Origin of the sequence: Salinicoccus sp. HZC-1, from assembly GCF_046736035.1 — a bacterium.
Lineage (GTDB): Bacteria > Bacillota > Bacilli > Staphylococcales > Salinicoccaceae > Salinicoccus.
This window is the reverse complement of record NZ_CP177130.1, coordinates 401,910-428,270: the sequence shown is the minus strand read 5'-3', so window position 1 is coordinate 428,270 and position 26,361 is coordinate 401,910. Positions and strand designations below refer to the sequence as shown.

At 44.3% G+C, this 26,361-nt stretch carries 25 protein-coding genes and 1 riboswitch; of the genes, 4 read left to right on the top strand and 21 right to left on the bottom strand.

All coding sequences use genetic code 11. The features are described 5' to 3' along the window. Positions 1–78: 78 nt before the first annotated feature. The 12 genes from ACKRAT_RS02225 to nrdI all read right to left on the bottom strand — a co-directional run bounded on the left by ACKRAT_RS02225 (position 79) and on the right by nrdI (position 11,682). Positions 79–912: an ABC transporter ATP-binding protein gene (locus ACKRAT_RS02225; protein ID WP_411843489.1), complete on the bottom strand. Its 834-nt coding sequence runs from the start codon at positions 910–912 to the stop codon at positions 79–81. Continuing rightward, positions 909–1,868: an iron chelate uptake ABC transporter family permease subunit gene (locus ACKRAT_RS02220; RefSeq protein WP_411843488.1), complete on the bottom strand. Its 960-nt coding sequence runs from the start codon at positions 1,866–1,868 to the stop codon at positions 909–911. The genes ACKRAT_RS02225 and ACKRAT_RS02220 overlap by 4 nt, the downstream gene beginning before the upstream one ends. Further along, a complete protein-coding gene (locus tag ACKRAT_RS02215; protein ID WP_411843487.1) occupies positions 1,861–2,829 on the bottom strand; it encodes an ABC transporter permease in 969 nt (322 codons plus the stop codon). The genes ACKRAT_RS02220 and ACKRAT_RS02215 overlap by 8 nt, the downstream gene beginning before the upstream one ends. 157 nt (positions 2,830–2,986) lie before the next feature. Continuing rightward, on the bottom strand, positions 2,987–3,664 hold the full coding sequence (locus ACKRAT_RS02210; RefSeq protein ID WP_411843486.1) for an SDR family oxidoreductase: 678 nt from the start codon (positions 3,662–3,664) through the stop codon (positions 2,987–2,989). 103 nt (positions 3,665–3,767) lie between these two features. After that, entirely contained in the window at positions 3,768–4,190 is a 423-nt protein-coding gene (locus tag ACKRAT_RS02205; protein ID WP_411843485.1) for a FixH family protein, read from the bottom strand. Between the two features lie 294 nt (positions 4,191–4,484). Beyond that, positions 4,485–4,955, bottom strand: a complete 471-nt coding sequence (ribE, locus tag ACKRAT_RS02200) for a 6,7-dimethyl-8-ribityllumazine synthase (RefSeq protein WP_411843484.1) — start codon at positions 4,953–4,955, stop codon at positions 4,485–4,487. A gap of 14 nt (positions 4,956–4,969) precedes the next feature. Then, complete coding sequence (gene ribB, locus ACKRAT_RS02195) at positions 4,970–6,142, bottom strand: 3,4-dihydroxy-2-butanone-4-phosphate synthase (protein ID WP_411843483.1); 1,173 nt, start codon at positions 6,140–6,142, stop codon at positions 4,970–4,972. Further along, positions 6,135–6,740 carry a riboflavin synthase gene (locus ACKRAT_RS02190; RefSeq protein WP_411843482.1) on the bottom strand — a complete coding sequence of 202 codons (606 nt, stop codon included), beginning with the start codon at positions 6,738–6,740 and terminating at the stop codon, positions 6,135–6,137. The genes ribB and ACKRAT_RS02190 overlap by 8 nt, the downstream gene beginning before the upstream one ends. A gap of 4 nt (positions 6,741–6,744) precedes the next feature. Then, positions 6,745–7,779: a bifunctional diaminohydroxyphosphoribosylaminopyrimidine deaminase/5-amino-6-(5-phosphoribosylamino)uracil reductase RibD gene (ribD, locus tag ACKRAT_RS02185; protein ID WP_411843481.1), complete on the bottom strand. Its 1,035-nt coding sequence runs from the start codon at positions 7,777–7,779 to the stop codon at positions 6,745–6,747. Positions 7,780–7,941: 162 nt separating this feature from the next. Continuing rightward, positions 7,942–8,082: riboswitch (FMN riboswitch) on the bottom strand. A gap of 117 nt (positions 8,083–8,199) precedes the next feature. Beyond that, positions 8,200–9,174, bottom strand: a complete 975-nt coding sequence (nrdF, locus tag ACKRAT_RS02180; protein WP_411843480.1) for a class 1b ribonucleoside-diphosphate reductase subunit beta — start codon at positions 9,172–9,174, stop codon at positions 8,200–8,202. 32 nt (positions 9,175–9,206) lie between these two features. Beyond that, positions 9,207–11,312 carry a class 1b ribonucleoside-diphosphate reductase subunit alpha gene (gene nrdE / locus ACKRAT_RS02175; protein ID WP_411843479.1) on the bottom strand — a complete coding sequence of 702 codons (2,106 nt, stop codon included), beginning with the start codon at positions 11,310–11,312 and terminating at the stop codon, positions 9,207–9,209. Then, the gene (gene nrdI / locus ACKRAT_RS02170; RefSeq protein WP_411843478.1) at positions 11,275–11,682 is read right to left on the bottom strand and encodes a class Ib ribonucleoside-diphosphate reductase assembly flavoprotein NrdI; all 408 of its coding nucleotides are present in this window, start codon (positions 11,680–11,682) and stop codon (positions 11,275–11,277) included. The genes nrdE and nrdI overlap by 38 nt, the downstream gene beginning before the upstream one ends. Positions 11,683–12,041: 359 nt before the next feature. Here nrdI and ACKRAT_RS02165 point away from each other — a divergent pair, with 359 nt between their 5' ends. Continuing rightward, positions 12,042–12,896 (top strand): DMT family transporter, encoded by an 855-nt coding sequence (locus ACKRAT_RS02165; RefSeq protein ID WP_411843477.1) that lies wholly within the window; start codon positions 12,042–12,044, stop codon positions 12,894–12,896. 54 nt (positions 12,897–12,950) lie between these two features. Here the strand turns inward: ACKRAT_RS02165 and recQ are convergent, their stop codons facing one another. From recQ to ACKRAT_RS02135, 6 genes are all read right to left on the bottom strand, one after another. Then, positions 12,951–14,741: a DNA helicase RecQ gene (gene recQ, locus ACKRAT_RS02160; RefSeq protein ID WP_411843476.1), complete on the bottom strand. Its 1,791-nt coding sequence runs from the start codon at positions 14,739–14,741 to the stop codon at positions 12,951–12,953. A 197-nt stretch (positions 14,742–14,938) separates the two neighbouring features. Then, a complete protein-coding gene (locus tag ACKRAT_RS02155; protein ID WP_411843475.1) occupies positions 14,939–15,880 on the bottom strand; it encodes a hypothetical protein in 942 nt (313 codons plus the stop codon). Further along, entirely contained in the window at positions 15,877–16,134 is a 258-nt protein-coding gene (locus tag ACKRAT_RS02150) for a hypothetical protein (RefSeq protein ID WP_411843474.1), read from the bottom strand. The genes ACKRAT_RS02155 and ACKRAT_RS02150 overlap by 4 nt, the downstream gene beginning before the upstream one ends. A gap of 24 nt (positions 16,135–16,158) precedes the next feature. Continuing rightward, positions 16,159–16,371 (bottom strand): hypothetical protein, encoded by a 213-nt coding sequence (locus ACKRAT_RS02145; protein WP_411843473.1) that lies wholly within the window; start codon positions 16,369–16,371, stop codon positions 16,159–16,161. A 4-nt stretch (positions 16,372–16,375) separates the two neighbouring features. Next, positions 16,376–18,097: an aminodeoxychorismate synthase component I gene (gene pabB / locus ACKRAT_RS02140; RefSeq protein WP_411843472.1), complete on the bottom strand. Its 1,722-nt coding sequence runs from the start codon at positions 18,095–18,097 to the stop codon at positions 16,376–16,378. After that, on the bottom strand, positions 18,066–18,707 hold the full coding sequence (locus ACKRAT_RS02135; RefSeq protein WP_411843471.1) for an anthranilate synthase component II: 642 nt from the start codon (positions 18,705–18,707) through the stop codon (positions 18,066–18,068). The genes pabB and ACKRAT_RS02135 overlap by 32 nt, the downstream gene beginning before the upstream one ends. Positions 18,708–18,880: 173 nt before the next feature. On the opposite strand from ACKRAT_RS02135, the gene ACKRAT_RS02130 reads away from it, so the two are divergent. Both ACKRAT_RS02130 and ACKRAT_RS02125 read left to right on the top strand, forming a co-directional pair. Beyond that, entirely contained in the window at positions 18,881–20,086 is a 1,206-nt protein-coding gene (locus tag ACKRAT_RS02130) for an MFS transporter (protein ID WP_411843470.1), read from the top strand. A gap of 105 nt (positions 20,087–20,191) precedes the next feature. After that, positions 20,192–20,449 carry a GlsB/YeaQ/YmgE family stress response membrane protein gene (locus ACKRAT_RS02125; protein WP_411843469.1) on the top strand — a complete coding sequence of 86 codons (258 nt, stop codon included), beginning with the start codon at positions 20,192–20,194 and terminating at the stop codon, positions 20,447–20,449. A 61-nt stretch (positions 20,450–20,510) separates the two neighbouring features. On the opposite strand, the gene ACKRAT_RS02120 is transcribed toward ACKRAT_RS02125, so the two are convergent. Beyond that, positions 20,511–20,798 (bottom strand): hypothetical protein, encoded by a 288-nt coding sequence (locus ACKRAT_RS02120; protein ID WP_411843468.1) that lies wholly within the window; start codon positions 20,796–20,798, stop codon positions 20,511–20,513. Between the two features lie 148 nt (positions 20,799–20,946). On the opposite strand from ACKRAT_RS02120, the gene ACKRAT_RS02115 reads away from it, so the two are divergent. Next, positions 20,947–23,829 (top strand): DUF3427 domain-containing protein, encoded by a 2,883-nt coding sequence (locus ACKRAT_RS02115; RefSeq protein WP_411843467.1) that lies wholly within the window; start codon positions 20,947–20,949, stop codon positions 23,827–23,829. 38 nt (positions 23,830–23,867) lie between these two features. Here the strand turns inward: ACKRAT_RS02115 and ACKRAT_RS02110 are convergent, their stop codons facing one another. Continuing rightward, entirely contained in the window at positions 23,868–25,208 is a 1,341-nt protein-coding gene (locus ACKRAT_RS02110; RefSeq protein ID WP_411843466.1) for a hemolysin family protein, read from the bottom strand. A gap of 278 nt (positions 25,209–25,486) precedes the next feature. Continuing rightward, positions 25,487–26,338: a DegV family protein gene (locus tag ACKRAT_RS02105; RefSeq protein WP_411843465.1), complete on the bottom strand. Its 852-nt coding sequence runs from the start codon at positions 26,336–26,338 to the stop codon at positions 25,487–25,489. Between the last annotated feature and the right edge of the window lie 23 nt (positions 26,339–26,361).

The following is a 26,361-nucleotide window of genomic DNA, read 5'->3' as shown; positions in this document are numbered from 1 at the left end:
CCCACTAAAAACTACAAAAAATACATCCGATTAAGCTGCCACCACCTCCTTAAAGATCGTTTTTAAAAAGATAAATCATTAAGCCCTGAGCTGCTCATGGGCAACCGTATGGGCGTATTCCTGTGCATCATTTTCGGTAACATCCCCGATCTGATCATCGAAGTATATACAGATGTTGTGGCCGAAGATACACTGGATGTTTATTTCCATCTCATAAATCTCTTCCAGTATGCTCTTCTTGATGACTTCATGTTTTGTTCCGCTGATGGCGATTTTGCCATTCTTCAGTGCAACGATGTTATCGGAATAACAGGAAGCGAAGTTGATATCATGGATCACGATAATGATCGTTTTATTCTTCTCGCGGACAAGTCTTCTTAAAATCTGCATGATCTGTACAGAGTGCTTCATATCCAGATTGTTCAGAGGCTCATCCAGGAAAATGTACTCAGTATCCTGCACAATCGTCATAGCAATGTATGCACGCTGCCTCTGTCCGCCTGAAAGCTCATCGATGTACCGATCCTCGAGTTCTTCCAGTTCCATATATTCGATGGCTTCATCTATGATTCTATGGTCTTCGTCCTTCAGACGGCCTTTTGAGTATGGATAACGGCCGAAGCTGACAAGCTCCCTCACCGTGATTTTCAATTCCATATGGTTTGTCTGTTTCAATATCGAAATCTTTTTAGCCAGTTCATTGTTTGGCTGGGTGAATATGTTGTCCCCTTCGATCAATACTTCACCGCTGTCTTTATCGAGCAATCTCGTAATCATGGAAATTACTGTACTTTTACCTGCGCCATTGGGACCGATCAAAGAAGTGATTTTTCCTTTTTCAATCGATAGCGATACGTCATCCACTACCTTCTTCTCACCATATGATTTAGTTATATCTCTTACTTTTATCATACTTTACTCCTCCTAAGCATTAGATAAATGAAGTATATTCCACCAACCAGGTTGATGATGACACTCAATTCCACCCCACCGTCAAACATGAACTGTATTATCATCTGCCCGGTGATCAATGTGATGACACTGATGAGGGCAGAACCGATAATCAGATAAACATGCTTGTAAGTGTTGAACAGTTCATGGGCAATATTTACCACGAGCAGTCCCAGGAACATCATGGGCCCGACAAGCGCTGTTGCGGCTGAGACCAAAACGGCAATGATGATCAGCAGCTGGGATACTTTCCTGTCATACTCCACACCAAGATTCATGGCATGCTCACGGCCGAGTGACATGACGTCCAGGGCATTAAAGTCTTTCAGTACAACCAATATTGACACCAGGACGATGATTCCGGTGATGCCGAGCAATGACTCATCCACAGCGCTGAATGAACCGAATAAGCTGTTTTGTAAAATCAGGAAATCTTCAGGACTGATCATGATCTGCATAAATGTAGACAGGTTACCGAATAATGTACCAAGTATGATACCAATCAGTAACAATAGGAATACGTTGTTCTTTGTAAACTTGAATAGAAATTTAAAAACGAATAACGTGAAAATCACCAGCAGCGCCATGCTTATGAAATAATTCGCTTTACTGTTTAATAAAATCGCCGATGAAGCGCCGCCAAAGAATATCATTGATGTTTGTATAAATACATAGACAGAATCGATGCCCATAATGGAAGGGGTCAGGATTCTGTTTTTTACTATCGTCTGGAAAATCACTGTAGATACTGCAATCGCTACACCCACAATAATGATCGCGGCAACTCTTTTTAACCTCGATGGTATTTGATAGAAGAAAATTGCCGGGTTTAAATCGTATAGCATATATAGGACAATCGATGCGACTGCTCCTATGGTGAGCATCAAAATTAATTTGTTCTTTGTTATTCTACGCATCTGCACCGGCCCTCCTGAATATCAGGAATAAGAAGACGAATCCGCCGATGATTGCGATTGTCAGACCCACTGAAATCTCATATGGATAAATAACCACACGGCCTATTACATCACAGATCATAACGAATATTGCTCCTAACACCGCGGTCAGGAAAATGGTGCTCCGTAGATGATCTCCTTTGAAGACCGATACAATATTAGGAACGATCAGTCCAAGGAACGGCAGCATACCGACTGATACGACAACCAGTGCTGTAATGACTGCTGTGATAAATAAACCTATGTAAAGCACCTTCTGATAGTCGAGTCCCAGATTTTTGGAGAAATCCTCCCCCATTCCGGCAACCGTAAACTGGTGCGCATAAAAAAGAGCGACTATAAAAAGTGGGATGCTGATATACAGTATTTCATACTTGCCCGCAATAAGCGTCGAGAAACTCCCGTGCATCCAGCTGGAAATTGCCTGCAGCATATTTGTTCTGAGTGCGATAAAAGTGCTGATACTGGCAACCACGCCCCCGAGCATCAAACCGATTAATGGAACAAAGATGATATCTTTGAACTTTATTCTCGAAATGATCTGCATAAACAGCATTGTACCGACAACCGCCAATGCGGAAGCGAATAAAAGCCTACCCAGCATGCTCACTCCCGGAAAGAATATGAGCCCGATCAGGATGCCGAGCTGTGCCCACTCCATCGTTCCCGCTGTCGTTGGAGAAACGAACTTGTTACGTGTCAGCTGCTGCATGATGAGGCCGCAGACAGCGAGTGATGCACCGGCAATGATAATGGATACTGTTCTGGGTAACCGACTGTTAAAAAGGATGCCCCGCTGTTCTTCACTCAAGTTAAATAAATCACCCGGATGCAGGTCAACAACACCTACAAACATAGATAGAACGGAAAATATCAAAAGTATAATTATAAGTACGTCTTGTCTAAATAATTTTCTTATCATAGAAAGCCACCTCAACTGATAATGATTATCAGTGATAACCATGATTCTTATTATACAGTGAAATATTTAGTTTTCAACTGAATTCGGAATATTTTCACATGAAAAAACCAACCGCTTTCATTCCGGCTGGTTCTTGTCACAAATCGTTAACAATTATCTAATTGATGATGATTGTTTCACCCGTCGGGGCTTTCCCGCTGCCGGATAAAATCGACATTACTGTACTGATCGCTTCCGGATTTGAACGCTCCGGAGACTCTCCTTCTCTGATTGAAGGACGGTAACTTAACGCGTATACATCCACATCTTCTTTCCTGAGTTCAATCGCAGTAGAATGTGTGAGTGCCTCAATCGCTCCTGTGACGGTGTAATATAAGTTTCTTTCAAATACATCTTCAAATGATGGTTCGATTACATTGATGATTTTTGCATCTCGCTCATCCTTCAGCATCGGACGCAGTGTACGGATGCCCAGGTAAGTCCCCCAGACATGTTCGTACATCACGTGGTTGAACTCATCAAAAGAAACATCATATACCGAGCGGTTCTCGGTGAATATCGTATGTACCAGTATAATTCCGTTGAGTGTGCTGTATTCTTCCTGTATTTCTTCCATGATGGCCAGCCAGTCAATTTCTTTCGACTGCTCAAGCATAACCACCTTATGATTCCCCTCTGATTCTTCCTGAAGTTCTCCCAAGAGGTTATCCAATTCAACATGTTCAATTCCTGCTAAAATCACATTTGCACCCAGATTTGCCAAATGCATCGACAGCTCTCTGCCCAGTGATTTTGCGGCATTCGACACAACATACGTCTTATCCTGCAACTCCATGGCTACCTCCTGAATTTGTGCTTCGAATTATATATATATTGTAAACCTTAATGGCAAACAATACAAACAAGATAAGTTGCAGAAATCGAAGCAGATGCGGGTTTTATTCCACTGTAATCTGCTTTTCAGGCATTGTGTGCATCTGAAGTGCATCCACGTGGGAAATCACGGAAAATTCACCCGCTTCTTCAAATGTATACTCGATTGTATACAGACCCGCTTCCGAATGCTCTGCTTCAATCATGTCCACTCTGTTATCTTCCGAATCAAGCACTTCGAACTCGACTTTGTCCGCATCCGTCACATCTTCCCCGTTGGAATAGACATGTGCGGTAAATTCAACAGTTTCACCGGCTGCTGTCGTTTCCGGAGCTTCCAGATCAACGTCCAGTGATCTGACTTCATCATCCGAGCCTTCTTCATGCCCGGCATAGTTGCCGCTTTCCGAGTTCTCGCCGTCCGTGCCGCATCCTGCAAGCAGCAGTGAAGCAGCAAGAATTGAAGAGAATAAAGATTTGAATTTCATATATAGTTTCTCCTTTTGTATTTCGATTTTAAGCCCTGACATTCATTTTAGCATCTATTATATACCAGCGTTCACCCGATATTTGAAATTTAGTTGAAGTAATTATGACAAAATTATGGGTGCGTTCGGTTGAGTCGACAAGAAAGAAGATTTTCCGATCCTGTTTGCGAAACAGTCATTACACTCCCGTGCCTCCATGTATATCATTCATACATCCTCATCTCTCACATAAAAAAACCGGAATGCTCCAAATAATCGGCATCCCGGCACAGCTTTTCACTTTTAAAATAAAACCTAGTTGTTTTTGATCTGTTTCATCACGTTTGCCATTTCAATCGCTCCTGCGGCGGCATCGGCCCCTTTGTTGCCCGCCTTTGTACCGGCGCGTTCAATCGCCTGTTCGATATTCTCTGTTGTAATCACACCGAACATCACCGGCACGCCTGTCGTCATGCCTGCCTGGGAGATCCCTTTTGCCGCTTCATTACACACATAATCATAGTGCGTCGTGCTGCCTCGGATGACGCAGCCAAGTCCGATGACTGCATCATATTTTCCCGATTCAGCGAGTGTTTTCGCAGCGAGCGGAATTTCAAATGCGCCGGGGACGTACAGCAGATCAATATCTTCTGATTTTACATCGTGGCCCGTGAGCATCCCTTCCGCTCCCTCAACGAGCCGGGATGTGATGAAGTCATTGAATCTTCCTGCAACAATTGCGATTTTAAGACCTGTACCGATCATGTTCGTTTCGATTTTATTCATTTTAAGTTGTCCTCCTAGAGTAGATGTCCCAGCTTCTCTTTTTTTGTTTTCAGGTAATCTTTATTTACAACATTGGCTTTGATGATGTGGCTGCGACGGTTGACTGAAATGCCTTCGTCTTCCAGCCCTTTGATCTTCCTCGGGTTGTTGCTGAGCAGGGTCACTGCATTTATGCCGAGCTGCTTCAGCATTTCTGCTGCAACGTCGTATTCTCTTAAGTCGGCATTGAAACCGAGGTGTTCATTGGCACTGACCGTATCATAGCCCTGCTCGATCAATTCGTACGCTTTGAGCTTGTTGATCAGACCGATGCCGCGGCCTTCCTGCCTCATATAAAGGATGATGCCGTCTTCCTTGCTCATAATCTTCATCGCACGTTCCAGCTGATCCCCGCAATCACAGCGTTTACTGTGGAATACATCTCCCGTCAGGCATTCCGAATGAATCCGGACATTCATATTTTTTGTGAGTTCACCATGCACCAGGGCAAGATGCTCTTTCCCTGTACTGTTATCCACGAAGCCGTACATTTTAAATTTTCCGTAATCCGTCGGCAGATTAATTGTGCTCTCCAGTGTCACGCCTGAATATTTCTTCATATATTTTTTCAAGTCTTCAATCGTAATCATTTTCAGATCGTGTTTTGCCTTATACTGCTCAAGGTCATCCACTCTGGCCATCGTGCCGTCCTCATTCATGATTTCACAGATGACACCGACCGGAGCAGCCCCGGCAAGTTTCGCAAGGTCCACGGATGCTTCCGTATGTCCCATGCGTTCAAGGACACCGCCATCTTTCGCAATCAGCGGGAAGACGTGGCCCGGTGTATTGAATTCCGTTTTCTGGACATCGGAGGCGGCGAGTGCACGAATCGTGTCGAAACGCTCGTGGGCACTGATGCCGGTCGTTCCAGATATATGATCGATCGAGACTGTAAATGCCGTTCCGTATGGGTCGCTGTTGTTTGTCACCATCGGGGAAAGTCCCGCTTTATGTGCGATTTCCCGTGTCACCGGCGTACATATCAACCCGCGGGCATGCGTTGCCATGAAGTTTATTTCCCCGGCAGTGATAAAATCAGCCGCACCGACCAGATCCCCTTCGTTTTCACGGTTTTCATCATCGACGACGATGACCAGTCTGCCCTGCTTCAAATCTTCAACTGCCGCTTCTATAGAATCAAACATTTTTAACACCCGCTTCCAATAAATGTTCCACGTGCTTCATCAGCATATCCGCTTCAATATTAACCAGATCCCCGGCGGTTTTGCCGGAGAGTGTGGTCCGCTCCTGCGTTTCCGGAATGAGATTGAGAATGATTTCGGATGATGCCTTCCGGACATCAAAAAGCGTCAAGCTGATGCCGTCTATGGAAACAGATCCTTTTTCAGCCATGTATTTCATCAAGTGCTCCGGTACTTTAATATGCATGACCATCGCGCTGCCGTCATAGGAAATATCGGTGATTTCCCCCGTACCGTCAACGTGCCCGGATACGATATGGCCCCCGAGCCTCGTACTCAGTGTCAGCGCACGCTCCAGATTCACTGCATCGCCGTCCCGGACTGTGCCGAGACTTGTGATGCGTTTCGTTTCATTCACCATTTCCACGGTGAAAGATTTTTCCCTGATTTCCGTCACTGTCAGACATGTGCCATTCACATTGATGGAATCTCCAAGCGCGATATCATCAAAAATTCCCGTCAGTATTTCAAATACCGTGTGCTTTCCTGTATCTTCCGCCTGTTTCACTCTGCCAACCTGTTCGATAATCCCTGTAAACATATGCTCAAGCCTTTCCGTAAGTTATTTTTAAATCCGGCCCGAGCTTTTCAACATCCACCAATCTCAGCTGCACTGCCTCTTCCATGGAAAAGATCTTTTCCCTGTACAGAGCATGCCTTGATTCACCAAATATTTTCGGGGCAACGTATATAAATATTTGATCATATAATTTTTCTTTTATAAATGAAGTAAGGACTGAAGCACCGCCTTCTACGAAAAGTGAAGTCAGTTTCATTCCGTATAAGTCATCAAGGACTGCTTGCAGGCTCCAGTCACCGATTTTAATATCACACCGGTCTTCAAATTCCAAATTGTCTTTATTCGTCGTATAGATGACCGGGCGTCTGGGATGGCTGAAAATCGCAAGGTCCTGGCGGAGTTTGCCTTTGCCCAGCAAAACCACGGGCCGCGGCGACCGTCCGCCGCCTTCGATTCTCGTCGTCAGCCGGGGATCGTCATTCAGTAAAGTATGCCCGCCCACGAGGATTGCCTCATGAACATGCCGCGCGTTATGCACATCCGCCCGTGCTGCTTCGCCGGTGATCCATTTGCTGGTCCCGTCGTCAAGCGCAAGCCTGCCATCCACGCTCATCGCACATTTCAACGTCACATTCGGACGTTTCCGCATCAAGTGGCTGAAGAAAGCCCGGTACAGTTCCTGTGCCGCATCATTCGGCATATGTTCAACATTCACCCCGGCAGCCTTGAGCACATCATGCCCGCTCACTTTAGGATTAAGGTCTTGTTCAGCGTAGTAAACATATCTGATGCCCGCTTCGATAATCGCATCGGTGCACGGCGGTGTCTTCCCGTGATGGGAACACGGCTCGAGTGTCACATAAATATCTGCACCGGCCGGATCCTCGCTGCAGGATGCCAGCGCCTGCCTCTCGGCATGCGGCTGGCCGTAGCCCAGATGCGCCCCCATTCCTATAATGCTGCCGTCTTTGACAATGACGGCGCCTACCGGCGGGTTCTTCCCTGTCTGGCCGTCTGTCATCTTTGCAAGTTCAAGTGCCATTTTCATATATCGATTCAAGTCTTTCCCTCCTGAATGTAAAAACGCCGAAGGATAGTAAAATATCCTCCGGCGTCGATTAATGTATGCAGAAATAAGCATTGCTCAAAAGCAATACCGAGTATAAGCGTACTGTTTTAAGGTACCAAAAATAACCGCTGCCTTTAAAAGTATGCTGCATCACTATTCTCTCTCCCATCCAGACTTTAACTGTCGGCTTCAGACTTCCACTGAATCAGCCGTACCGTGAAAAACGATACGGGTCGCGGGCTCGCTTTAAAGCTTACCGCCGGTTGGGATTTTCACCCAGCCCCGAAAGAATCTATAGTATTCAGTTGAAAAACTCTACCTTAATCATATGATATTTCTCTGAATTGTCAATACAATTGCTTAAGATAATAAAAAAAACCTCTGCATGTCTATGGCATGCAGAGGTTTTTTTTATTTTACATCTTCGAACTCGAAGTCTTCATCCTTGATGGATTCCACGTTAAGCGCCAATACATAGCCGTCACCTTTAACACTGAAGAAATCGTGGTTCTTCGTTGTTGTATCCAGTGCATTTTCAATAATCGGGTTGAACGCCTTCTCTTCGAAGTAAGCATCGAAACCTAAGTTTGCGAGTGCCTTGTTCGCATTGTACTGAACGTAATTCAGCACGTCTTCAGTAAGACCGAGTTTGTCATACAGATCTTTTGTATATGTTTCTTCGTTTGCATAAAGGTCTTTCAGAAGTTCATACATTTCTTTATCCGCACGCTCCTGCTCTTCGTCTGAAAGCTCTGCTTTGAGCATTTGTGCATCCAGTCCGGTGAACACACCGTGGATGGACTCATCGAGAAGTATTTTTCTGATGATTTCCCCGCTTGTCGTCATTCTGCCCTGTCCCGCAAGGTACAGCGGATAGTAGAATCCTGAATAGAACAGGAACGACTCCAGGAATACACTCGCTACACGCGCCATATACTGGTCGTATACAGACGCTTCCTTGCCGTACAGCTTATGGTAGCGGCTGACAATTTTGTCGGCTTTATACTTAAGCTGTTCATTTTCAATCACCCAGTGGTCCAAAAGATCATTTGTCTCTTTAGACGACAGCAATGTCGTGAAAATGTGAGAGTATGATTTTGCGTGTACCTGCTCCATCATCCCCATGAACGAATATACCGCTTTTTTTCTGAGGTCATCTGTGTGAAGCATGATGAGGGGCATCCCGTCATCTGCCTGATGTGTATCCAGACCGGTCAAACCAGCCAGCACTTTTTTGAATGTATCTTTTTCATCATCTGACATGCCGTCCCAGGAGCTCAAGTCTTTAGAGACTTTGAACTCGGACTCCACCCACATCTGTGAGATATTCTGTCGCCAGAATACATTTGTCATGTCATCTTCTTTATTCCAGTTTACTGCAATCATTTCCAGGACTCCTTTGCGATCGATCGTTTAGATTATACGGAACAGCTTGTGCATTCTTCCACACTGAGCAATTTGTTTCTTGTGTAATAAAGTGACTTCAATCCTTTATGGTGCGCATAGATATAAAGTCTCGCCAGTGATCTCGTAGAAATATCAGAGTTGACGTACAGGATTGTACTGATTCCCTGATCTACGTGCTGCTGGATCGCCGCAATCATATCGATGATTTTCATCTGATCAGTATTGAATGCGCTCTTGTAATACCACATTGTTTCAGGAGACAGGAACGGCATTGGATAGAATGTTTCCGAGTTGCCGTAAGTTCTGCGCTCGATCATATCGACGATCGGCATTACTGAACTCGTTGCGTTCTGCACATAGGAAATACTCTGCGTCGGCGCAATCGCCAGGCGGTACGCGTGGAATAAGCCATGCTCCATTACTTCCTGACTGAGCGCTTCCCAATCCTGCTGAGTCGGAACGTGGATATCGGAGAACATTGCCACCACTTTATCGGATTTCGGCTCCACTGCTTCAGCAATGTACTTCTCGAAATATTTGCCCGTCGCATACTCTGATCTCTCAAAGTCTTTGAAAGTTTCTCCGCGTTCTTTGGCAATCATCATGGATTTTTCCAAGGAGTGGAAGTTGAGCATCATGAAGAATACGTTGGCGAAATCTCTTGCCTCTTCAGATTCATAATTAATTTTATTCTTGGCCAGATAACCGTGGAGGTTCATCGCTCCAAGACCGACAGAGTGCAGCTCATCGTTTGCTTTTTTAACACCCGGAGCATTTGCGATTGAAGTGTCGTCACTTACCAGTGTCAATGCTTCGATTCCTTCATGAACGGATTCACGGACTTTACCGGAGTCCATGACGTTCGCAATGTTGAGTGAACCCAGGTTACATGAAATGTCACGGCGGATTTCATCATCTGTACCGTAATCATTGATTGTCGATGTTTCCTGAAGCTGGAATATTTCAGTACACAGGTTACTGATTTTAATCTGTCCGACTTCTTTCAATGGATGCACTTTGTTCGCATTGTCTTTGAACATGATATAAGGATAACCCGACTGCAGCTGTGTCTGGGCAATCGTATTTAACATTTCACGTGCATCAAGCTTACGTTTTTTCACTTTATCGTTTGCCACAAGGTCATCATACATCTCATCCAGATTCATATCATCAAGTGTCTGGCCATATTCACGCTCAACCGTATGGGGCGCAAACAAATAGAATGGTTCGTCATTTTTAGCCAGATCGAAGAATTTGGATGGGACGACAAGCCCTGTGGAAATTGTCGCCAGACGGATGTCTTCGTCTGCGTTCACTTTTTTAGTATCCAGGAATTCCGGCAGATCGTAATGGAAAATGTTCAGGTATACCGCACCGGCACCCGGTCTCTGCCCAAGCTGATCGGCATAGCCGAATCCGCCTTCCAGCGCTTTTGCGACAGGCAGTACGCCTTTGGCAACCCCTTCAATGCCTTTGATCGCTTCTCCGCGGGCACGCAGTTTCGAAAGGTTGATTGCAACACCGCCGCCGATTTTACTCAGCTGTTTCGCTGTGGAATCGATATAGTTGATAGAGTTAAGACTGTCATCCACTTCCAGGAGGAAACATGAAACCATTTCACCGCGGCGTGCGCGTCCTGCGTTCAGGAATGTCGGCGTCGCCGGCTGATAACGCTGTTCAATCATAGACACGATGAAGCGTTTCGCCTGCTCCACATTTCCTTTGGCAAGGTACATGCTTACGATGACGACGTGCTGCTTGTAATCTTCGAGATATTGCTTTTTGTCATTTGTTTTAAGTGTGTAATCCTTGAAGAACTTGCTTGCAGCCATGTAACTCTTAAACTCGAAAGGAATGGAGTCTGCCTGTTCAACAATCTCCGTTACATCTTCCTCGGAGTACTCTTCAAATAAGTTGTAGTAGAAGTCGTTGTCCACTAAATAGTGCAGACGCTCAAGTTCGGTATCGAAATGAATTGTTTTATCCTTCACTTCCTCCTTGAAAACTTCAAGCGCCTCTTTATCTTTGTCCAATTGATAGAACCCGGTTTCGTCACGCTTTGTGACTTCGTTATTCAACTCAATATGATTGTATTTTTTCTCGTCTAATACTTTCATGTATAGCCCCTGCCTTTTCAATGAAATCTTCTCTATCTTGCGGAGTGCCGTGCAGCTCGAATTTTAAGATAAGCGGTACACTGTACTCGTCGCTGATGTGCTCTCCCGCACGTGCAAAATCCCTTCCCCAGTTGCGGTTGCCGCTTGAGGCCACTGCAATCATGCTGCGGTGGTTCACACGCAGAAAGGATTGAACCTCTCCCGGGATACCGCCGTTGCCGTATGTGCTTGTAACCAGGATGAATGGCTCATCCACCGGCTCTTCTTTGTTGTTTGCCCGGATTTCATGGACATCAAACTGTTCAGCCAGGTGCGTGTTTTTTATAAACCGCCGGACGTTTCCTGTCATGGAATAGAATGCAATCAGCATACCATCCCTCCCCTTCTCCAATACTGGCAAAAATAAAATAAAACGAACTTCCGTCCGAATTCATTTCTGTCTTCATATTCACCTTTACACTTTTCCCGAGGGTTTCAAACACTACATGTAGTGTTTTGTTGTAATTTTAAACACCATATGTGCTCTTTGCAAATTCTATGATGCCATATATCATGTATTAAAGCAAAGGATAAAATTGTAATTTCAGCGAAATAAATTCACATAAAACAGCCCGAACTCCCTCTGCTCATATGTTATACTGGGGCCATACTTTTTATAAAATTTTTCGGTAAAATTCTTTGTACTCACAAGTATGAAATTTTATATTTTAAAATCGGGGGACACTTTTAATGAACAGCACAGTTAAAGGGATTATCGCCCTCATCATATCATCGCTTGGTTTCAGTTTAATGGCTGTGTTTGTTAAGTACAGCGGGGACCTCCCTACCGTTCAGAAAGTTTTCTTCAGGAACTTCATAGCCATGCTGATGGCGCTCGGCTTTGTTGTATACTACAAAGAAAAGTTTTTCGGACACAGGGAAAACCAGCTTCTGCTGATCACCCGTTCATCTCTGGGTGTAATCGGTGTGCTCCTGAATTTCTTTGTCATAGACAGGATGGTCCTCAGTGATGCCGATATACTTAACAAGCTCAGCCCCTTTTTCACCATCATTCTATGTGCGGTGTTTTTAAAGGAATATGTACGCCGGTTTCAGGTGATTTCAATCATCATCGCGTTCGCAGGCGCACTCTTTATCATCAAGCCCTCCATGTCGAGTGATACAGCCTACGCGCTGATCGGTGTGGCCGGTGCGTTGTTTGCAGCCGGCGCCTATACAGTACTCCGCGTACTGGGAAGCCGGGAAAAGTTCTATACAACCGTATTCTACTTTTCATTTTTCTCATGTGCCGTACTGCTGCCCTTTTTCCTGTGGCAGTTTGAACCTATGTCCACTGTACAGTTCTGGGCTTTGGTCCTGTCGGGTGTGTTCGCCGCTGTCGGACAGTTCGGTCTGACCATCGCCTACAGTTATGCACCGGCCAAGGAGATTTCAATATTCTTCTACTCGACGATTTTGTTTACAGCAATGTTCAGTATCGTCGTTTTCGGTAACATTCCGGATACGTTATCCATCATCGGATACATCATCATCTTTGCAGCAAGCTACTATATGTACATGAAAAATAGACCAGGCAAAGTTTAATCTCAAGCAATAGTCAAGCCGGCACCTTTAAAAAGGACCGGCTTTTTATTATTTTTATTCAGTGACAAAAACACTTTCCTGATGCGCACTGATCGTTTCCAGAAAGTGTGGACAGTAATGTTTCAGCTTGTAGTTGCCGACGCCCTGGATGTTCACCATGTCCTGTTTGGACGCAGGCATTTTTTTGGCAAATTCACGCAGTGTGGCATCCGTAAAAATGTCCTCTTCCGTCAGATTATATTTATCAGCCACCAACGTGCGTGTTTCTGCAAGTTTCCGGAAAAGCAGTTCATTCGGAGAAGAAGCTGTACTGATATCCACCTTCTCGTTGAAGTGTTTCCTGAACGGCACTGTCTTAAGCGTCAGGTCGCCGTCCAATATCATTTCACTCTTGCTCACAGTATACAGGTGTTCCTCTTCAAGGTGAAGGTAGCCTCTGAGAACCATTTCTTCCAGTAGATGGTTGATCTCACTTGTCAGGTAGCTGTCCATCCGGCCGAATGATTCCACTTGTTCCAGGCTGTGTGATGTAACGTTTTCCGTCATCTCGCCTCTTAAAACCTGAATCGTCTGTTCTTTGGTCAAAGGCAGTTCACAGTTCCGGGTGAGTTCCACGATGGTTTTTGCCTCACCCGTCATATCATAACTGCGTTCGGAATTTTTACAGTTCGAGCACACGAGACATTCTTCCACATATTCATCAGGGTCGAAATACTTTGTAATGAAGCTGCTCAGACATTTGCTTGTGCGATTGTACTGGATCATCCGGTCGAGCTTTGCCCTCATGTGATCTTTATACTGCTCGGATGAACTTGAACGGTCGATAAAAAACTGATGCAGGTTAATATCCCGGGGGCTGGACAGCAATATGCATTCGCTGACCTGGCCGTCACGTCCGGCACGCCCGATTTCCTGATAATAGCTCTCTATGTCCCCCGGCAGATTGTGGTGGATGATGAAACGGATATCCGGCTTATCAATCCCCATACCGAAAGCATTGGTTGCGACAGCGATATTCGTATCGCCTGTGACAAACTGCTGCTGGTTGCGGTTACGCTCTTCCTTGCCGAGACCGCCGTGGTAAATAACGTTATCCACACCGTTGTCTGTGAGGAATAACGATATCTTCTCCACTTCCGCCCGTGTGGCCGCATATATTATGCCGGACAAGCCGGGCTTTCCCTGTATATAGGAGAGAATAAACTGCTCTCTTTGATATGTCGTGTTTACGTTCAGGTGCAGATTTTCCCTTGCCACACTGGTTGTGAAGACATTTTCCATTCCGATATCCAGGAGTTCCTGAATATTCTCCTGTACTTCCAGAGTGGCGGTAGCTGTCAGTCCGACAGTGACCGCATCCGGCAGGAGAGATTTCAATATCGGTATAATGCTCTGGTAGCTCGGTCTGAAGTCATGCCCCCATTTGGAAATACAGTGCGCTTCATCAAAAGCGATCAGCGGCACATCGAGCCGTTTGATTAAATTGGTGAATTCTCCATTGTTAAACCGTTCCGGCGCAACATAGAGGAACTGATAGTGCCCCGCTTCCAAATTGGCCATCAGAGAATCAATTTCTCTTTTCTTAAGCGTCGAGTTCAGATAAGCTGCGGGAATGCCCTGATTGTTCAAAGCTTCCACCTGGTCGCGCATTAAAGAAATCAGCGGGGAAATAACCAGAGTCAGTCCGGGATATTTCAGTCCGGGAACCTGGAAACAGATTGACTTGCCGGATCCCGTCGGAAGTATGCCCAGCGTATTGTTGCCTGCCACCACTGAATTTATGATTTCTTCCTGTTTTGGTCTAAATTTATCGAATCCAAAATACTGTTTTAAAATATTCCTCATGTCAAAACCATTCCCACCATATGCTGATTTGACATCAGCATTCGTTTTTACTGATATATTATTATACCTTATTTCAGCCTTTTTTTGTTGTTTCTCCGGCCATTTTCCGGTAAAAATTTTTCAGTTTCCCCCGATTTTTATTCATCATGAAAAAATGGTCCGGGACAATATCGTCCCAAACCATAAAAAGTCATTTCCTACATCTTTTCTTTGACAAGTTCTTTGGAAAGTTTATAGTCTATCGCTTTAAACAGACTCTTCACCCATAGATGGTGAGCGTACAGATTGGCATGTGCATCTTCGGCATCAATGACTTTAAATTGAATTTTAGAGCCTGTGCGCTTTTGGGAAAGCTTGTGCAGATGGTATGACGGTATCGTCCCGACCTGCGGTGCGGTCGTCACTTTGTTAAAGTCATTCAGCGCGAGCACCGGCTGATTGTCAGCGATGTGCACGCCGCCTTTTACCCCCGCATGTTCGATACCGGCATTCCCCAGATCTATTTCAGGGCCGTCCACATACAGGGCAACCCTGTTCTTTTCATTTCTCACCGTATATTCGCCAGACTCCAGACGGGTATATACTTCATCTGAAATATCCGGACGTCTGACCAGATGGTAAGTATCTGAAAGGTAGACTTCGACAAGGGCATAAGTATCCACGCCCCAGCTCACTTCATTGTGGCGTTTCAGCATGTTGAACAGTTCATCGTGATGCGCAGTATAGTCACGGCACATCACTACTTCATCACCGGATTTCAGGACGTTCGAGCCTTCAACTTTCAATCCGCCCGCCACTGCCAGATAGACCCGGTTGCCTTTCGGCTGCGGAATGAATTCAAGCGTATCTCCGCGGTCAAAAAGATAAATGCGGTTAATGAATATATCACGCCCGCCCGATTTTGCTTTGAAACCTGCACCGCTGAAAGCGATGATTGTCGGTTCTGTAAACTTGATCACTGAAGGCTGGAGTGTCATTTCAATGGTCGGCGCTGATGTATCGTTGCCGACCAGCTGATTCGCCAGCTGATGCGCGAGCCGGTCGCATGCACCGTTATATTCATTGCCGGCGGTTGATTGCTCGGGGTCCAGTGTCTGCAGAATCGTCAGCAGTCCGCTGTCCTGTATAATAAGGCTCATGCTGCAACCTCCATTCTGACGAGAAACGCCCTGACTTCATCTATTACCAGATGACACGGTTCAATTGTATTATGTTCTTCCATTACTTTAATCGGTGAATAAAGAAATGTTAATGTATGTTCCGTCGCCTGCAGATCTGACAGATATACATGGTCCTCTTTTTCAAATCCCGCTTCAATCCGTGTCCGGTCGGCATCATTGATCAATTCTTCCTGCTGATACGTAATATAGCAGTCTCCATTTGCAAAAATCATCTTTCTTCCTCCTATTTAAAACACCTAATTATCCCTGTAAAATAACGAAAGTTCTCCTGCAACGAATTCTGTCATGCCGCTGATTATAAACTGCAGAACGATTATGGCTGCGATCACACCGACAAAAGCGAACAATACACCGACAATCTTAATATCGTTTTCAATGAGATAAGTCACTGTAAAGTGCGTGAACAGCACGATGCCGATGACGAGTAATATTAAAAATATGGTTAACATGGTTTCACCCCGAAACATTCAAACTGATTTTGACCCACTCTTTTAAGCTGTTGATCATATATAACTGTATATCCCCGCCGGTATATTTCCGGATAAGTTCAGTTTTTGTAAAACTCCGCTCCCGCAATACATCACGCTCTATAAGTGACCGGCGCATCACACCACCCAGCAATCCGTCCGTCAGCGGAGGCGTATAAAACACGCCTGCTTCTTCAACAACTAGATTACCGATATTGAATTCGGTCACTCGATGATATTCATTATAATACAAAACGATACTGAATTCATTGTCTGTACTATGGTATTGATGCCTTACCGTTGTTTTATTTTCCAAAAACACTGCCGGAGCTTTAATCTCTCCATTGGCAAGTTTCGCTTCGGCTGCATCCGTTTCCCCGATCATTGCATGGGTGACCGACACTGTGCCATCCAGTTCCGCCGCCGCCCTCACTTTAAAGAGGCCGTCTGCCACGTCCAGATTCTGTGCCGCTGTATAGGCCAGAACGGATTTTTTAAAGTCGGGCAATGTATAGGATAGATTTCCGGCAGACTTTAAGATGCGCGCTTCATGTAAATCCAGCCGCTTCACCGCACCGTCCTCAAGACGCATGGTTTCAATCAGCTGATACATGCCGCCTTTTAGAAAAGATGTCTTCGCAACCATCTCCGCATACTCGGACTCGGGATCGGAATCATAGGTGATTCCGCCCCCCGCGCCATATATGTATCGTCCGGCCTCTATATAGAGGGTTCTGATCGGCACGTTGAATACCGTTGTACCATCCGGGAACATCATACCGAGTGTGCCGCAGTAAAACCCTCTGGGTGTATTTTCCATAGTTCCGATGATTTCCATGGTGATTGCTTTCGGCGCCCCCGTGATGGAACCGCAGGGGAACAATGCATTCATAATCTCCGGCAAACCGACATCATCGCGCAGGCAGGCTTCAACCGTCGAAGTCATCTGATAGACTGTTTCGTACTTTTCAATCGTAAATAATTCCGGCACTTCCACAGTCCCCGCCTTCGCCACTTTGGAAAGATCGTTCCTTAAAAGATCCACAATCATCACATTTTCCGCCCGGTCCTTTTTTGAATCCTTTAGAAATGTATAGCTCTCAGCATCCGCCGCAGCATCACTGTAACGCTTCGCAGTCCCCTTCATCGGCCGTGTCCTGATGCGGCGGTATTCATCCACTTCGAAGAAAAGTTCCGGGGAGCAGCTGACAATGGACCTGCCGTCCCATGCGATGAATATGGCGTAGTCCCCGTTGTTATTTGAAGTGAGCTGCCGGAATAGGGCATGGGCATCCCCCGAAAAATTTCCTTCCATGCGTGTCGTATAGTTCACCTGATACGTATGGCCGTCTCTTATGTAGCCGCGGATTTTCTCTATATTGTACATGAAGTCGTCCTGGTGTTCTAAAAATTTCAATTCACCCATCCTGTATACGCCGTCTCCACGGTAACCGCTGCTGAATACCGCCTCGGTGACCGGCGCATCAAAAACACCAATGACAAAGGCCGGCCACTCGCCCTGTGCGCCTCCCGATCCCGCTTCATATGTCACTGCCGGAATCACGTACTTTCCTGCTTTGGCATATATCTCCGCCTGATGCAGTGCCGATGCCAGACTGTAGTCAGTTTCTGTGAGCACATCAACCGGTGCTGTAAAATATAAGTCGGAAATCACATCATCCTTCTTGAACTTCGCATGTACGTGCATGAGCGTCACCTTCTTGAGCCTTCCTTATAAATGTCTCCAGCTGTCTTCTCCCGTTTTCGGACAATATCGCCTCAGGGTGATACTGAAGCCCTGCAATATTATGCTCTTTATGCTGGATGCCCATTACTGTGCCCGCTTCAGTCCGGGCTGAGACCTCGAACCCTTCAGGCACCGGGCCGCTGCATACCAGGGAATGATAGCGGGTCACATGAAATGGTGATGGAATATCTTCAAACAGCCCCGAACCCTCGTGATGGATCAGGGAAACATGACCGTGGACCGGACGATTCCCCCGCTCCACCATTCCGCCGGACATATGCCACAGCAGCTGATGACCGAGACATACCCCTAAAATCGGTACATCGACCCAATGCTTCCTTAGAAACGCCATTACTTCCGGCCGGTCTTTTGGATGTGACGGACCCGGCGAAATTACAATTCCGGAGATTTGTTTTTCTGCTATTATTTCTTCATACAAAGACTCCGGTTTTACAACAATCACTTCAACATCATATGAAGAGTCTTCCATATAATGCACGAGATTGTATGTAAAAGAGTCATGGTTATTTATCATGAGAATATTCATCGTTTCAACGGTTATCCTTTGCATTTAATTTTCTACATTTTACCACACAATCCCCCCATGCAAAAACAGGGGCCTTTCAGCCTAATGAAGGATGAAAAAATATTTTCTATATTGTACAATGGTTATCAGTGCTTTTCGGATTTCGAAATAAAATTATCCGGAAATAAATATCATTAAAATAAGAAGGTTGAAATTAAATGACAGAAACGAAAGAGAAAATATGGACGAAGGACTTTATACTTATCGTTATCGTCAACTTTTTCATTTTCACCGCATTCCAGATGACGCTGCCGACGCTGCCGCTCTTTGTACAGGAAATTGGGGCAAGTGACCGCTGGATCGGTATCGTAGTCGGTATTTTTACTTTCTCGGCACTCCTTGTCAGGCCCACAGCCGGGAAACTTCTGGATACAAAAGGCCGGGCCCCGGTCTTTATCACGGGTCTTATCATCTTTGTGATTTCAATGTTTTCTCTGGCCGTCAGTTATACAATCACCATTCTGCTTCTGGTCAGAATCATGCAGGGGGCCGGATGGGGACTTTCAAGCACATCCTCCGGCACAATCGCAACCGACCTTGTTCCCAGAAAACGACGGGGAGAAGGACTCGGCTATTATGGACTCAGCGGTAATATCGCACTTGCATTCGGTCCTGCGCTCGGACTCTTTTTAACAGATCACATATCCTTTACAATGCTCTTCAGCATCTGTGGCGGACTCGGGTTCATCGCACTCATCCTTGCTTCCAACATCAAATATAAGAAAGCAGACACCCCGGATCAAAGCCAAAAAACAAAAGACACGTATGTCCCTAGGTTTGATATCGTAGAAAAACGCGCTTTACCCGCCGCTTCCCTGTTGTTCTTTATCACTGTCACATTTGGCGGAATCGCAACGTTCCTTCCGGTTTATACTTTCGAAAAAGGATTCGATTCACAGTATATTCAATTCTACTTCATGATATATGCGGCATTTTTAATGCTGTCCAGAATAATTGCCGGACGCCTGTATGATAAAAAAGGAATCGCCGTGGTATTTATACCGGGATCAATTACAATCATCATCGCCATGATAATGCTAGGCTTTTTGCCAAGCCCGTCATATCTATTCATCGCCGCTGCATTATATGGATTCGGCTTCGGCTGTGTGCAGCCCGCCCTGCAGGCATGGGCAGTTAACCGCGTGGAAAACAACAGGCGCGGCATGGCGAATGCGACATACTTCTCGGCGTTCGATCTGGGGGTAGGATTCGGGGCAATGTCATATGGATTCGTTGCAGAAGCATTCGGTTACAGTACAATCTACTTCACGAGCGCAGTAAGCGTCACCATCGCCCTGATACTCTTCCTGGTCATGATGAACAGATACAAAAAAGAAGACCGGCTTAATGCAAATCGCGTCTAAACTTTAATTTTTTTGTTTAACTCTCATCAAATATGGGAATTTACTAACTAGAACAACCATAAAGCATTTATTATTTAGTAATTAGTATTTAAGGAGGAATTGATAATGGGTTGGATTATTACTTTAATCGTAGGCGGTATCATCGGTTGGCTTGCAGGTCTTATTTTAGGTAAAGATGTACCGTTCGGTATCATTGGTAACATTATCGCCGGTTTAATCGGTGCTTCAATCGCAAATGCGCTAGGACTTAGCTTCGGTCCTACAGTTGGCGGCGTAAGTATCATTGGTGGTTTACTCGGTGCAATTATTTTAATCTTAATTGTATCATTCATCATGAAAGCAATCGGCGGCAACAAAGCATAAGACAAATTAGCATGGACATGGAGATCCCCTCAAGAGTTTAACTCTTGAGGGGATCTTTCTGTCATAACTCCTCTTCTTTCGTTTCTTCGATTAACCAACGTTCGTTCTTTGGCTGATTAAGCGAACGCTCTTCCCGTTCTTTTTTTAATTTATCGAGTTCAATCTGCATCTGTTTATTCTCGAGAAGAAAGTTTTCCTGTTTCAACCGTTCCAATTCTTTCTGGTCTTCCAATTCTTTCAGCTCCAACTTCTTATCCTTTTGCTTGAAACTTCTGGACATCGCATATAATGGAATAGAAAATACCATTACAACAGGTATTACTGTAGCAAGAAATTCTAATATACCCATATACACACCCCTTATGTTATTAGAAATATTTTACCATAATATACCGTATCTAATTGGAAATTTCTGAAAATAAATGACGCTGATCTTTTAAAAGGGCACTTCTTTCCTTATAATTGATGTAATCCTGATTTAGAAAGTAGGCGTTTAAATGCAGCTCAATCACGATAATCTTTTGAATGCGTACGAGAGAGGGTTTTTGGATCAGAATTCCAATAAAATTGCACACCATCCTCCAAAGCTGATCATCAATTCCAGTGAAGAAAATATTCTATCCCCCATACTAGATGAGATGGAAATCTGTGATTCATTTGTGATTTCTGTCGCTTTTATTACAGAAGGCGGGCTTGCTACTTTGAAGTCGACGCTCTTTGAACTGGCTAAACGGAATGTCAAAGGCCGGATAGTAACTTCTACATATTTAAATTTTAATAAGCCCAAAGTTTTTAAAGAGCTTCTGAAACTGGAAAATGTCGAAGTAAAGGTTACCAGCCAGGAAGGTTTTCACGCAAAGGGTTACATATTCAATAATAGAAGATACAGTGCCATGTTCATCGGGAGTTCAAACCTGACAGACACAGCACTGAAGAAAAATTATGAATACAATTTAAAGCTGACCAGCCTGGAAAACGGGGAGGTCATCAACCATTTCAATGAGAGTTTCGAAATGCTGTGGGGGAATGCCACTCCCATTGATGAGACATGGATTGAAAAATATGAAGCGGAATATGTAGAGCAGCCTGAACGCAGAAAAATCATTCAGATTATTGAAGATCAGTCAAAATACGAATATAAATCTGCCGTTAAGGATAAAATCGAACCGAACTTAATGCAGAAAGAAGCATTGCATCAGCTGAGGAATCTTCGTGTTGAAGGTAAAGATAAAGGATTGGTGATATCTGCAACAGGTACGGGTAAAACTTATCTGGCCGCCTTTGATGTAAAGCAGTATAAACCAAAAAGAATGTTGTTTCTAGCACATCGAGAACAAATCTTGATCAAGTCCAAAAGTGACTTCTCTTCATTGATTAAAGAGGATGATTCCGAGTTTGGCGTCTACAGCGGTAACCAAAAGGAAACGGGTGCCAAATACTTGTTCGCTACAGTACAGACGCTTTCCAAAACGGCCAACTTAGAACAATTCAATCCGGATGATTTCGACTACATCATCATTGACGAAGCCCATCGTTCCAGTGCATCAACATACAAGAAAATCATCGACTATCTAAAGCCTGAATTTTTAGTTGGAATGACCGCTACACCCGAAAGGACAGATGATGCGGATATATTTTCTTTATTCGACTACAACATTGCTTATGAGATCCGCCTGCAACGTGCTTTGGAAGAAGAAATACTGTCCCCATTCCACTATTTCGGTGTTACAGATTATGAAAGGGATGGCGTTGTGATCGACGAGACAACATCCCTCACTCAACTTGTTAGTCACGAGCGGATCAATCATATCATCGAAAAGATTGAATACTACGGCCATGCAGGTGAGGAACGCCGGGGACTCATGTTTGTTTCCAATCGGAATGAAGCAACGGAGATAAGCAATATGCTAAACGGGAGGGGTTACAAAACCCTCCCTCTCACTGGAAAAGATTCGCAGGACGACCGGAGAAATGCAGTCGCAAAACTCGAGTCCAGCCAGCTGGATTATATTATAACGGTAGATATATTCAATGAAGGGGTCGATATACCCTCCATCAACCAAGTCGTCATGCTAAGGCAAACACAGTCCAGCATCATTTTCGTTCAGCAACTCGGGCGGGGACTGAGGAAGCATGAAGATAAGGATTACTTGACTGTTATCGATTTTATCGGCAACTATAAAAATAACTATATGATTCCTGTGGCCCTAACCGGGGACAAATCATACAACAAGGATAAATTAAGGAAGTCGGTCAATGCACGGAATACCATCTCCGGTGTAACGACGATCAACTTTGAAAAGATTGCCAAAGAGAAAATTTATCAATCCATCAATACTTCCACACTGAACAGTCAGAAATTCATGCGGGAAATGTATATTTATCTAAAGAATAAGATTGGGCATACGCCGGCGATCATAGATTTCCATAAAGATCTGGATGTCATGGATCCGTTGATCATTTTCAGCAAGTATAACCATTACATCGAATTTTTACAGAAGATAAAAGAAGTAGATATCACCCTATCTGATAGAGATCATCGCATACTTACATTTATTTCCCAGGAAATATCAGAAGGGAAGCGGGTACAGGAAACGTTATTATTACTTGATGCGATGGAGGGTCCGGTCAATATCAGAGAATTTCAATTGAAGATGATCAAAGAAGGCTACCATATGACCGACCAGACAATGGATTCCATTATTGGTGTGTTGACCCATTATTTCTTTACAGAACCAAACCGGAAGAAATATGGTTATCCACTTTTAGAAATTAAAGACGGATTCATTAATATTACTGACGAATTCAACGATGCTCTAAAAAATGGTTTCATAAGGCAGCAAATAGAAGATGTATTAAAACTATCATTCTTGAATTCTCACCAATATAACCATTCAGAACAATTAACACTGTACAAAAAATATAGTCGTCAAGATGTATGTCGTTTATTAAATTGGGATAAGGATGAAAGTTCTACTATGTATGGTTATCGGAATAAACATGAAACTATCCCTGTATTTATAAAATATGAAAAAGACGAGAACATTGAAGACTCCTTGAAATATGATGACAAGTTTTTAGACCAACATATTCTCCAATGGTACTTCAAGAATAATAGAACTCTTAAATCTAAAGACGTCAAAAGTGTTTTAAATGGCCATAGGGAGGATGATATCCCTATCTATATTTTCGTGAAAAAGAATGATGACGAAGGTACTGACTCCTACTACCTTGGAAAAGCTGACATTGATTTTTCCACAGTACAGGAAACAACAATGGAAAATGGTGAAAAAGCTATACCAACAGTAAGGCTGAATATGATACTAAGAAATTACCTGGATTATGACATCTACAGATATTTAGAAGCACATACAAATTAAAAATGAGGTGCGGACCTTTGTCCGTACCTCATTTTGATTTAGTCTTTTTCCATATTTCTTTCATTTGCAGATAATTGGTTGTAATCTTTTAGCAGTGCGACCTGTTTAATCAGGTGATTTTCCATATCAAGTACGATCCACTTGTCTTTTTCAGTATTAACATAATCATCCACTTCTATATCTGTATTGATGCTTTGCAGCCAGCCACCAATTGTATCGATATCATCACTTTTATCAAATCTGATGTCGAATTTTTCTTCCAGATCATCAAGCAGTACGCGGCCGTTGATATGGTAGATGTTATCTTCCACTTTTACAAGTTCCGGTTCTTCATCTTCATCAAACTCATCACGGATTTCCCCGACAATCTCTTCCAGTATGTCTTCCATCGTTATCATACCCGCTGTTCCGCCGTACTCATCGATGATGAGTGCAATGTGCACGCGTTCTTTCTGCATTTTGATCAATGCATCGCTGATGCGTGATACTTCTGTAATAAGCGGCAGATCGTGGATATACTCTTCCGGTGTGACGTCTTCATCCGATACGTGATTTGTAAGGAACTCCCTGACGTTGATAAACCCGATGATCTGGTCCTTGTCTCCGCTTGAATCTGCGACAGGATACCTTGTGTAGTTATGTTCTTTGACAGTCTCGAGTACATCATCGATGTTCACCGGATCTGTCAGTGTGATCATCTGCGTTCTCGGCACCATGATATCTTTAGCGAGCCTTTCATCAAACGAGAAAATATTTTGCATATAAGCGAGCTCTGTATGGTTGATTTCCCCACTCTGATAACTCTGGGTCATAATGATTTTCAGCTCATCTTCCGAATGGGCCTGCTCTGTCGGCATCACCTTGAACCCTATTATTCTGAGCAGCAGTCTTGATGTACCGTTCATCGACCAGATGAGCGGTTTCATCACAACGCCGAAGAAATATAATGGGCCTGATAATGTCATAGCCATTTTTTCAGCATACTGGATCGCAACTGTTTTAGGTGCAAGTTCACCGACGACTACGTGGATGAACGTAACGATCATAAATGCTGCTGCGACTGTAAATACTGTGCTGAGTTCAGCCGGGATTCCTAACAGGTCGAAGAGGGGATGCAGGATGACTTCAAATGTTGATTCCCCTATCCAACCAAGTCCAAGGGCTGTCACTGTAATTCCCAGTTGACACGCAGACAAATAATAATCCAGATGTGCTGTCATGCCCTGCACCCGTTTTGCTGGTCTGCTGCCTTCTTCGACCAAATGATCTATGCGTGATTTTCTTGCTTTCACCAATGAAAACTCAGATCCTACAAATAACATTGTAAGAAGTATGAGTAATACGAATAATGCTAAATTTACTATTGTGGTTATGTCCAATTAGTTCCCTTTTTTAAAAGGGATTCACCTCCGGTAATATTTGACTACAATCTTCTATAAAAGCGCTTTCTACTTTACGGATCATCCTATTTATCAACACTTTATTCTGCAGATCAGCTTTCAGATTCGCCTTCCCAATTGTAGTCACCTCCTACCGTTTTTTGTAATAATTAAGGGTATTTTACCATATTTTAATATACCTTCGCTACCTATACACGCTATCTTTACAAATATATCAAAGATAAAAACGATTCGGAAACAGCTCCGAATCGTCTGATTTAATACCCTTTTATAAATCCAAATCCTACTGTACCGTGCCCGGTATGGGCTCCGGCCACAGGGACGAGGGGCTCTATGATGAGTTCCAGGTCACCCAGCCGGGATTCGACGCGTTCTTTCCACTCATTGATCAATGATTCATTGCCGGCATGAACAATCGCCAGTGTCCGCACTGCATCTTCTTTTACGTGCTCTTCCAGTTTGTTCATTACTGCATTGACCAATTTTTTCTTTGTGCGGACTTTCTCTCCAACAACCACCTTGCCATCATCGAACATTAATTTCAGATGGATGTTGAGGAGTGAGGCAAGCATGGATTGGGAGGCCGATACACGTCCGCTTTTCCTCAGCTGGCCGAAACTCTGCGGCAGCAGAAACAGCTGGGCGTTTTCTGCCATATCTTTCACTCTTTCCACTACATCAGGCAGGGGTTCATCCGACTCCCGGGCTTCGGCCACTGTTTTGACCATTTTTCCAAGTGGATAGCTTCCAATGCGGGAATCAATCACATGAACAGGTTTGCTTACATCTTCTGACGCACTCAGGGAACTCTGGTAGGTTCCCGTCAATTCACTTGAAGCATGGATTGCCACGATTGAATCGTAAGCCTCGTCATTATCAAGTGCTTCGTACATTTCTATAAACTCACCGATTGGCGGCTGGGATGTTTTGGCACCTTCACCACTGTTTTTCAGCATGTTGTATATTTCCTCTGTAGAAGCATCTACATTTTCCCTGTATGCTTTGCCGTCGACAATTACCGACATCGGCAACACTTTTATGTCATGCTGATCGATATACTCCTGCGACAATCCCGACGCCGAGTCTGTTACGATTGCTATTTTCTTCATTCAACCACTTCTTTCCGAACTCT

Bases quoted from the DNA above. Each gene is read 5' to 3' on its own strand.
- ACKRAT_RS02165 (WP_411843477.1), top strand. From the start codon at position 12,042: ATGAACAGCACAGTTAAAGGGATTATCGCCCTCATCATATCATCGCTT.
- ACKRAT_RS02120 (WP_411843468.1), bottom strand. From the start codon at position 20,798: ATGGGTATATTAGAATTTCTTGCTACAGTAATACCTGTTGTAATGGTA.
- recQ (WP_411843476.1), bottom strand. From the start codon at position 14,741: ATGAGGAATATTTTAAAACAGTATTTTGGATTCGATAAATTTAGACCA.
- ACKRAT_RS02210 (WP_411843486.1), bottom strand. From the start codon at position 3,664: ATGGAGTTGCAGGATAAGACGTATGTTGTGTCGAATGCCGCAAAATCA.
- ACKRAT_RS02225 (WP_411843489.1), bottom strand. From the start codon at position 912: ATGATAAAAGTAAGAGATATAACTAAATCATATGGTGAGAAGAAGGTA.
- nrdI (WP_411843478.1), bottom strand. From the start codon at position 11,682: ATGCTGATTGCATTCTATTCCATGACAGGAAACGTCCGGCGGTTTATA.
- ACKRAT_RS02205 (WP_411843485.1), bottom strand. From the start codon at position 4,190: ATGAAATTCAAATCTTTATTCTCTTCAATTCTTGCTGCTTCACTGCTG.
- nrdF (WP_411843480.1), bottom strand. From the start codon at position 9,174: ATGATTGCAGTAAACTGGAATAAAGAAGATGACATGACAAATGTATTC.
- ACKRAT_RS02135 (WP_411843471.1), bottom strand. From the start codon at position 18,707: ATGCAAAGGATAACCGTTGAAACGATGAATATTCTCATGATAAATAAC.
- nrdE (WP_411843479.1), bottom strand. From the start codon at position 11,312: ATGAAAGTATTAGACGAGAAAAAATACAATCATATTGAGTTGAATAAC.
- ACKRAT_RS02190 (WP_411843482.1), bottom strand. From the start codon at position 6,740: ATGTTTACAGGGATTATCGAACAGGTTGGCAGAGTGAAACAGGCGGAA.
- ACKRAT_RS02215 (WP_411843487.1), bottom strand. From the start codon at position 2,829: ATGATAAGAAAATTATTTAGACAAGACGTACTTATAATTATACTTTTG.
- ACKRAT_RS02130 (WP_411843470.1), top strand. From the start codon at position 18,881: ATGACAGAAACGAAAGAGAAAATATGGACGAAGGACTTTATACTTATC.
- ACKRAT_RS02115 (WP_411843467.1), top strand. From the start codon at position 20,947: ATGCAGCTCAATCACGATAATCTTTTGAATGCGTACGAGAGAGGGTTT.
- ACKRAT_RS02105 (WP_411843465.1), bottom strand. From the start codon at position 26,338: ATGAAGAAAATAGCAATCGTAACAGACTCGGCGTCGGGATTGTCGCAG.
- ribB (WP_411843483.1), bottom strand. From the start codon at position 6,142: ATGTTTGATTCTATAGAAGCGGCAGTTGAAGATTTGAAGCAGGGCAGA.
- ACKRAT_RS02155 (WP_411843475.1), bottom strand. From the start codon at position 15,880: ATGAGCCTTATTATACAGGACAGCGGACTGCTGACGATTCTGCAGACA.
- pabB (WP_411843472.1), bottom strand. From the start codon at position 18,097: ATGCACGTACATGCGAAGTTCAAGAAGGATGATGTGATTTCCGACTTA.
- ACKRAT_RS02220 (WP_411843488.1), bottom strand. From the start codon at position 1,868: ATGCGTAGAATAACAAAGAACAAATTAATTTTGATGCTCACCATAGGA.
- ribE (WP_411843484.1), bottom strand. From the start codon at position 4,955: ATGAATAAAATCGAAACGAACATGATCGGTACAGGTCTTAAAATCGCA.
- ACKRAT_RS02145 (WP_411843473.1), bottom strand. From the start codon at position 16,371: ATGTTAACCATATTTTTAATATTACTCGTCATCGGCATCGTGCTGTTC.
- ACKRAT_RS02150 (WP_411843474.1), bottom strand. From the start codon at position 16,134: ATGATTTTTGCAAATGGAGACTGCTATATTACGTATCAGCAGGAAGAA.
- ACKRAT_RS02125 (WP_411843469.1), top strand. From the start codon at position 20,192: ATGGGTTGGATTATTACTTTAATCGTAGGCGGTATCATCGGTTGGCTT.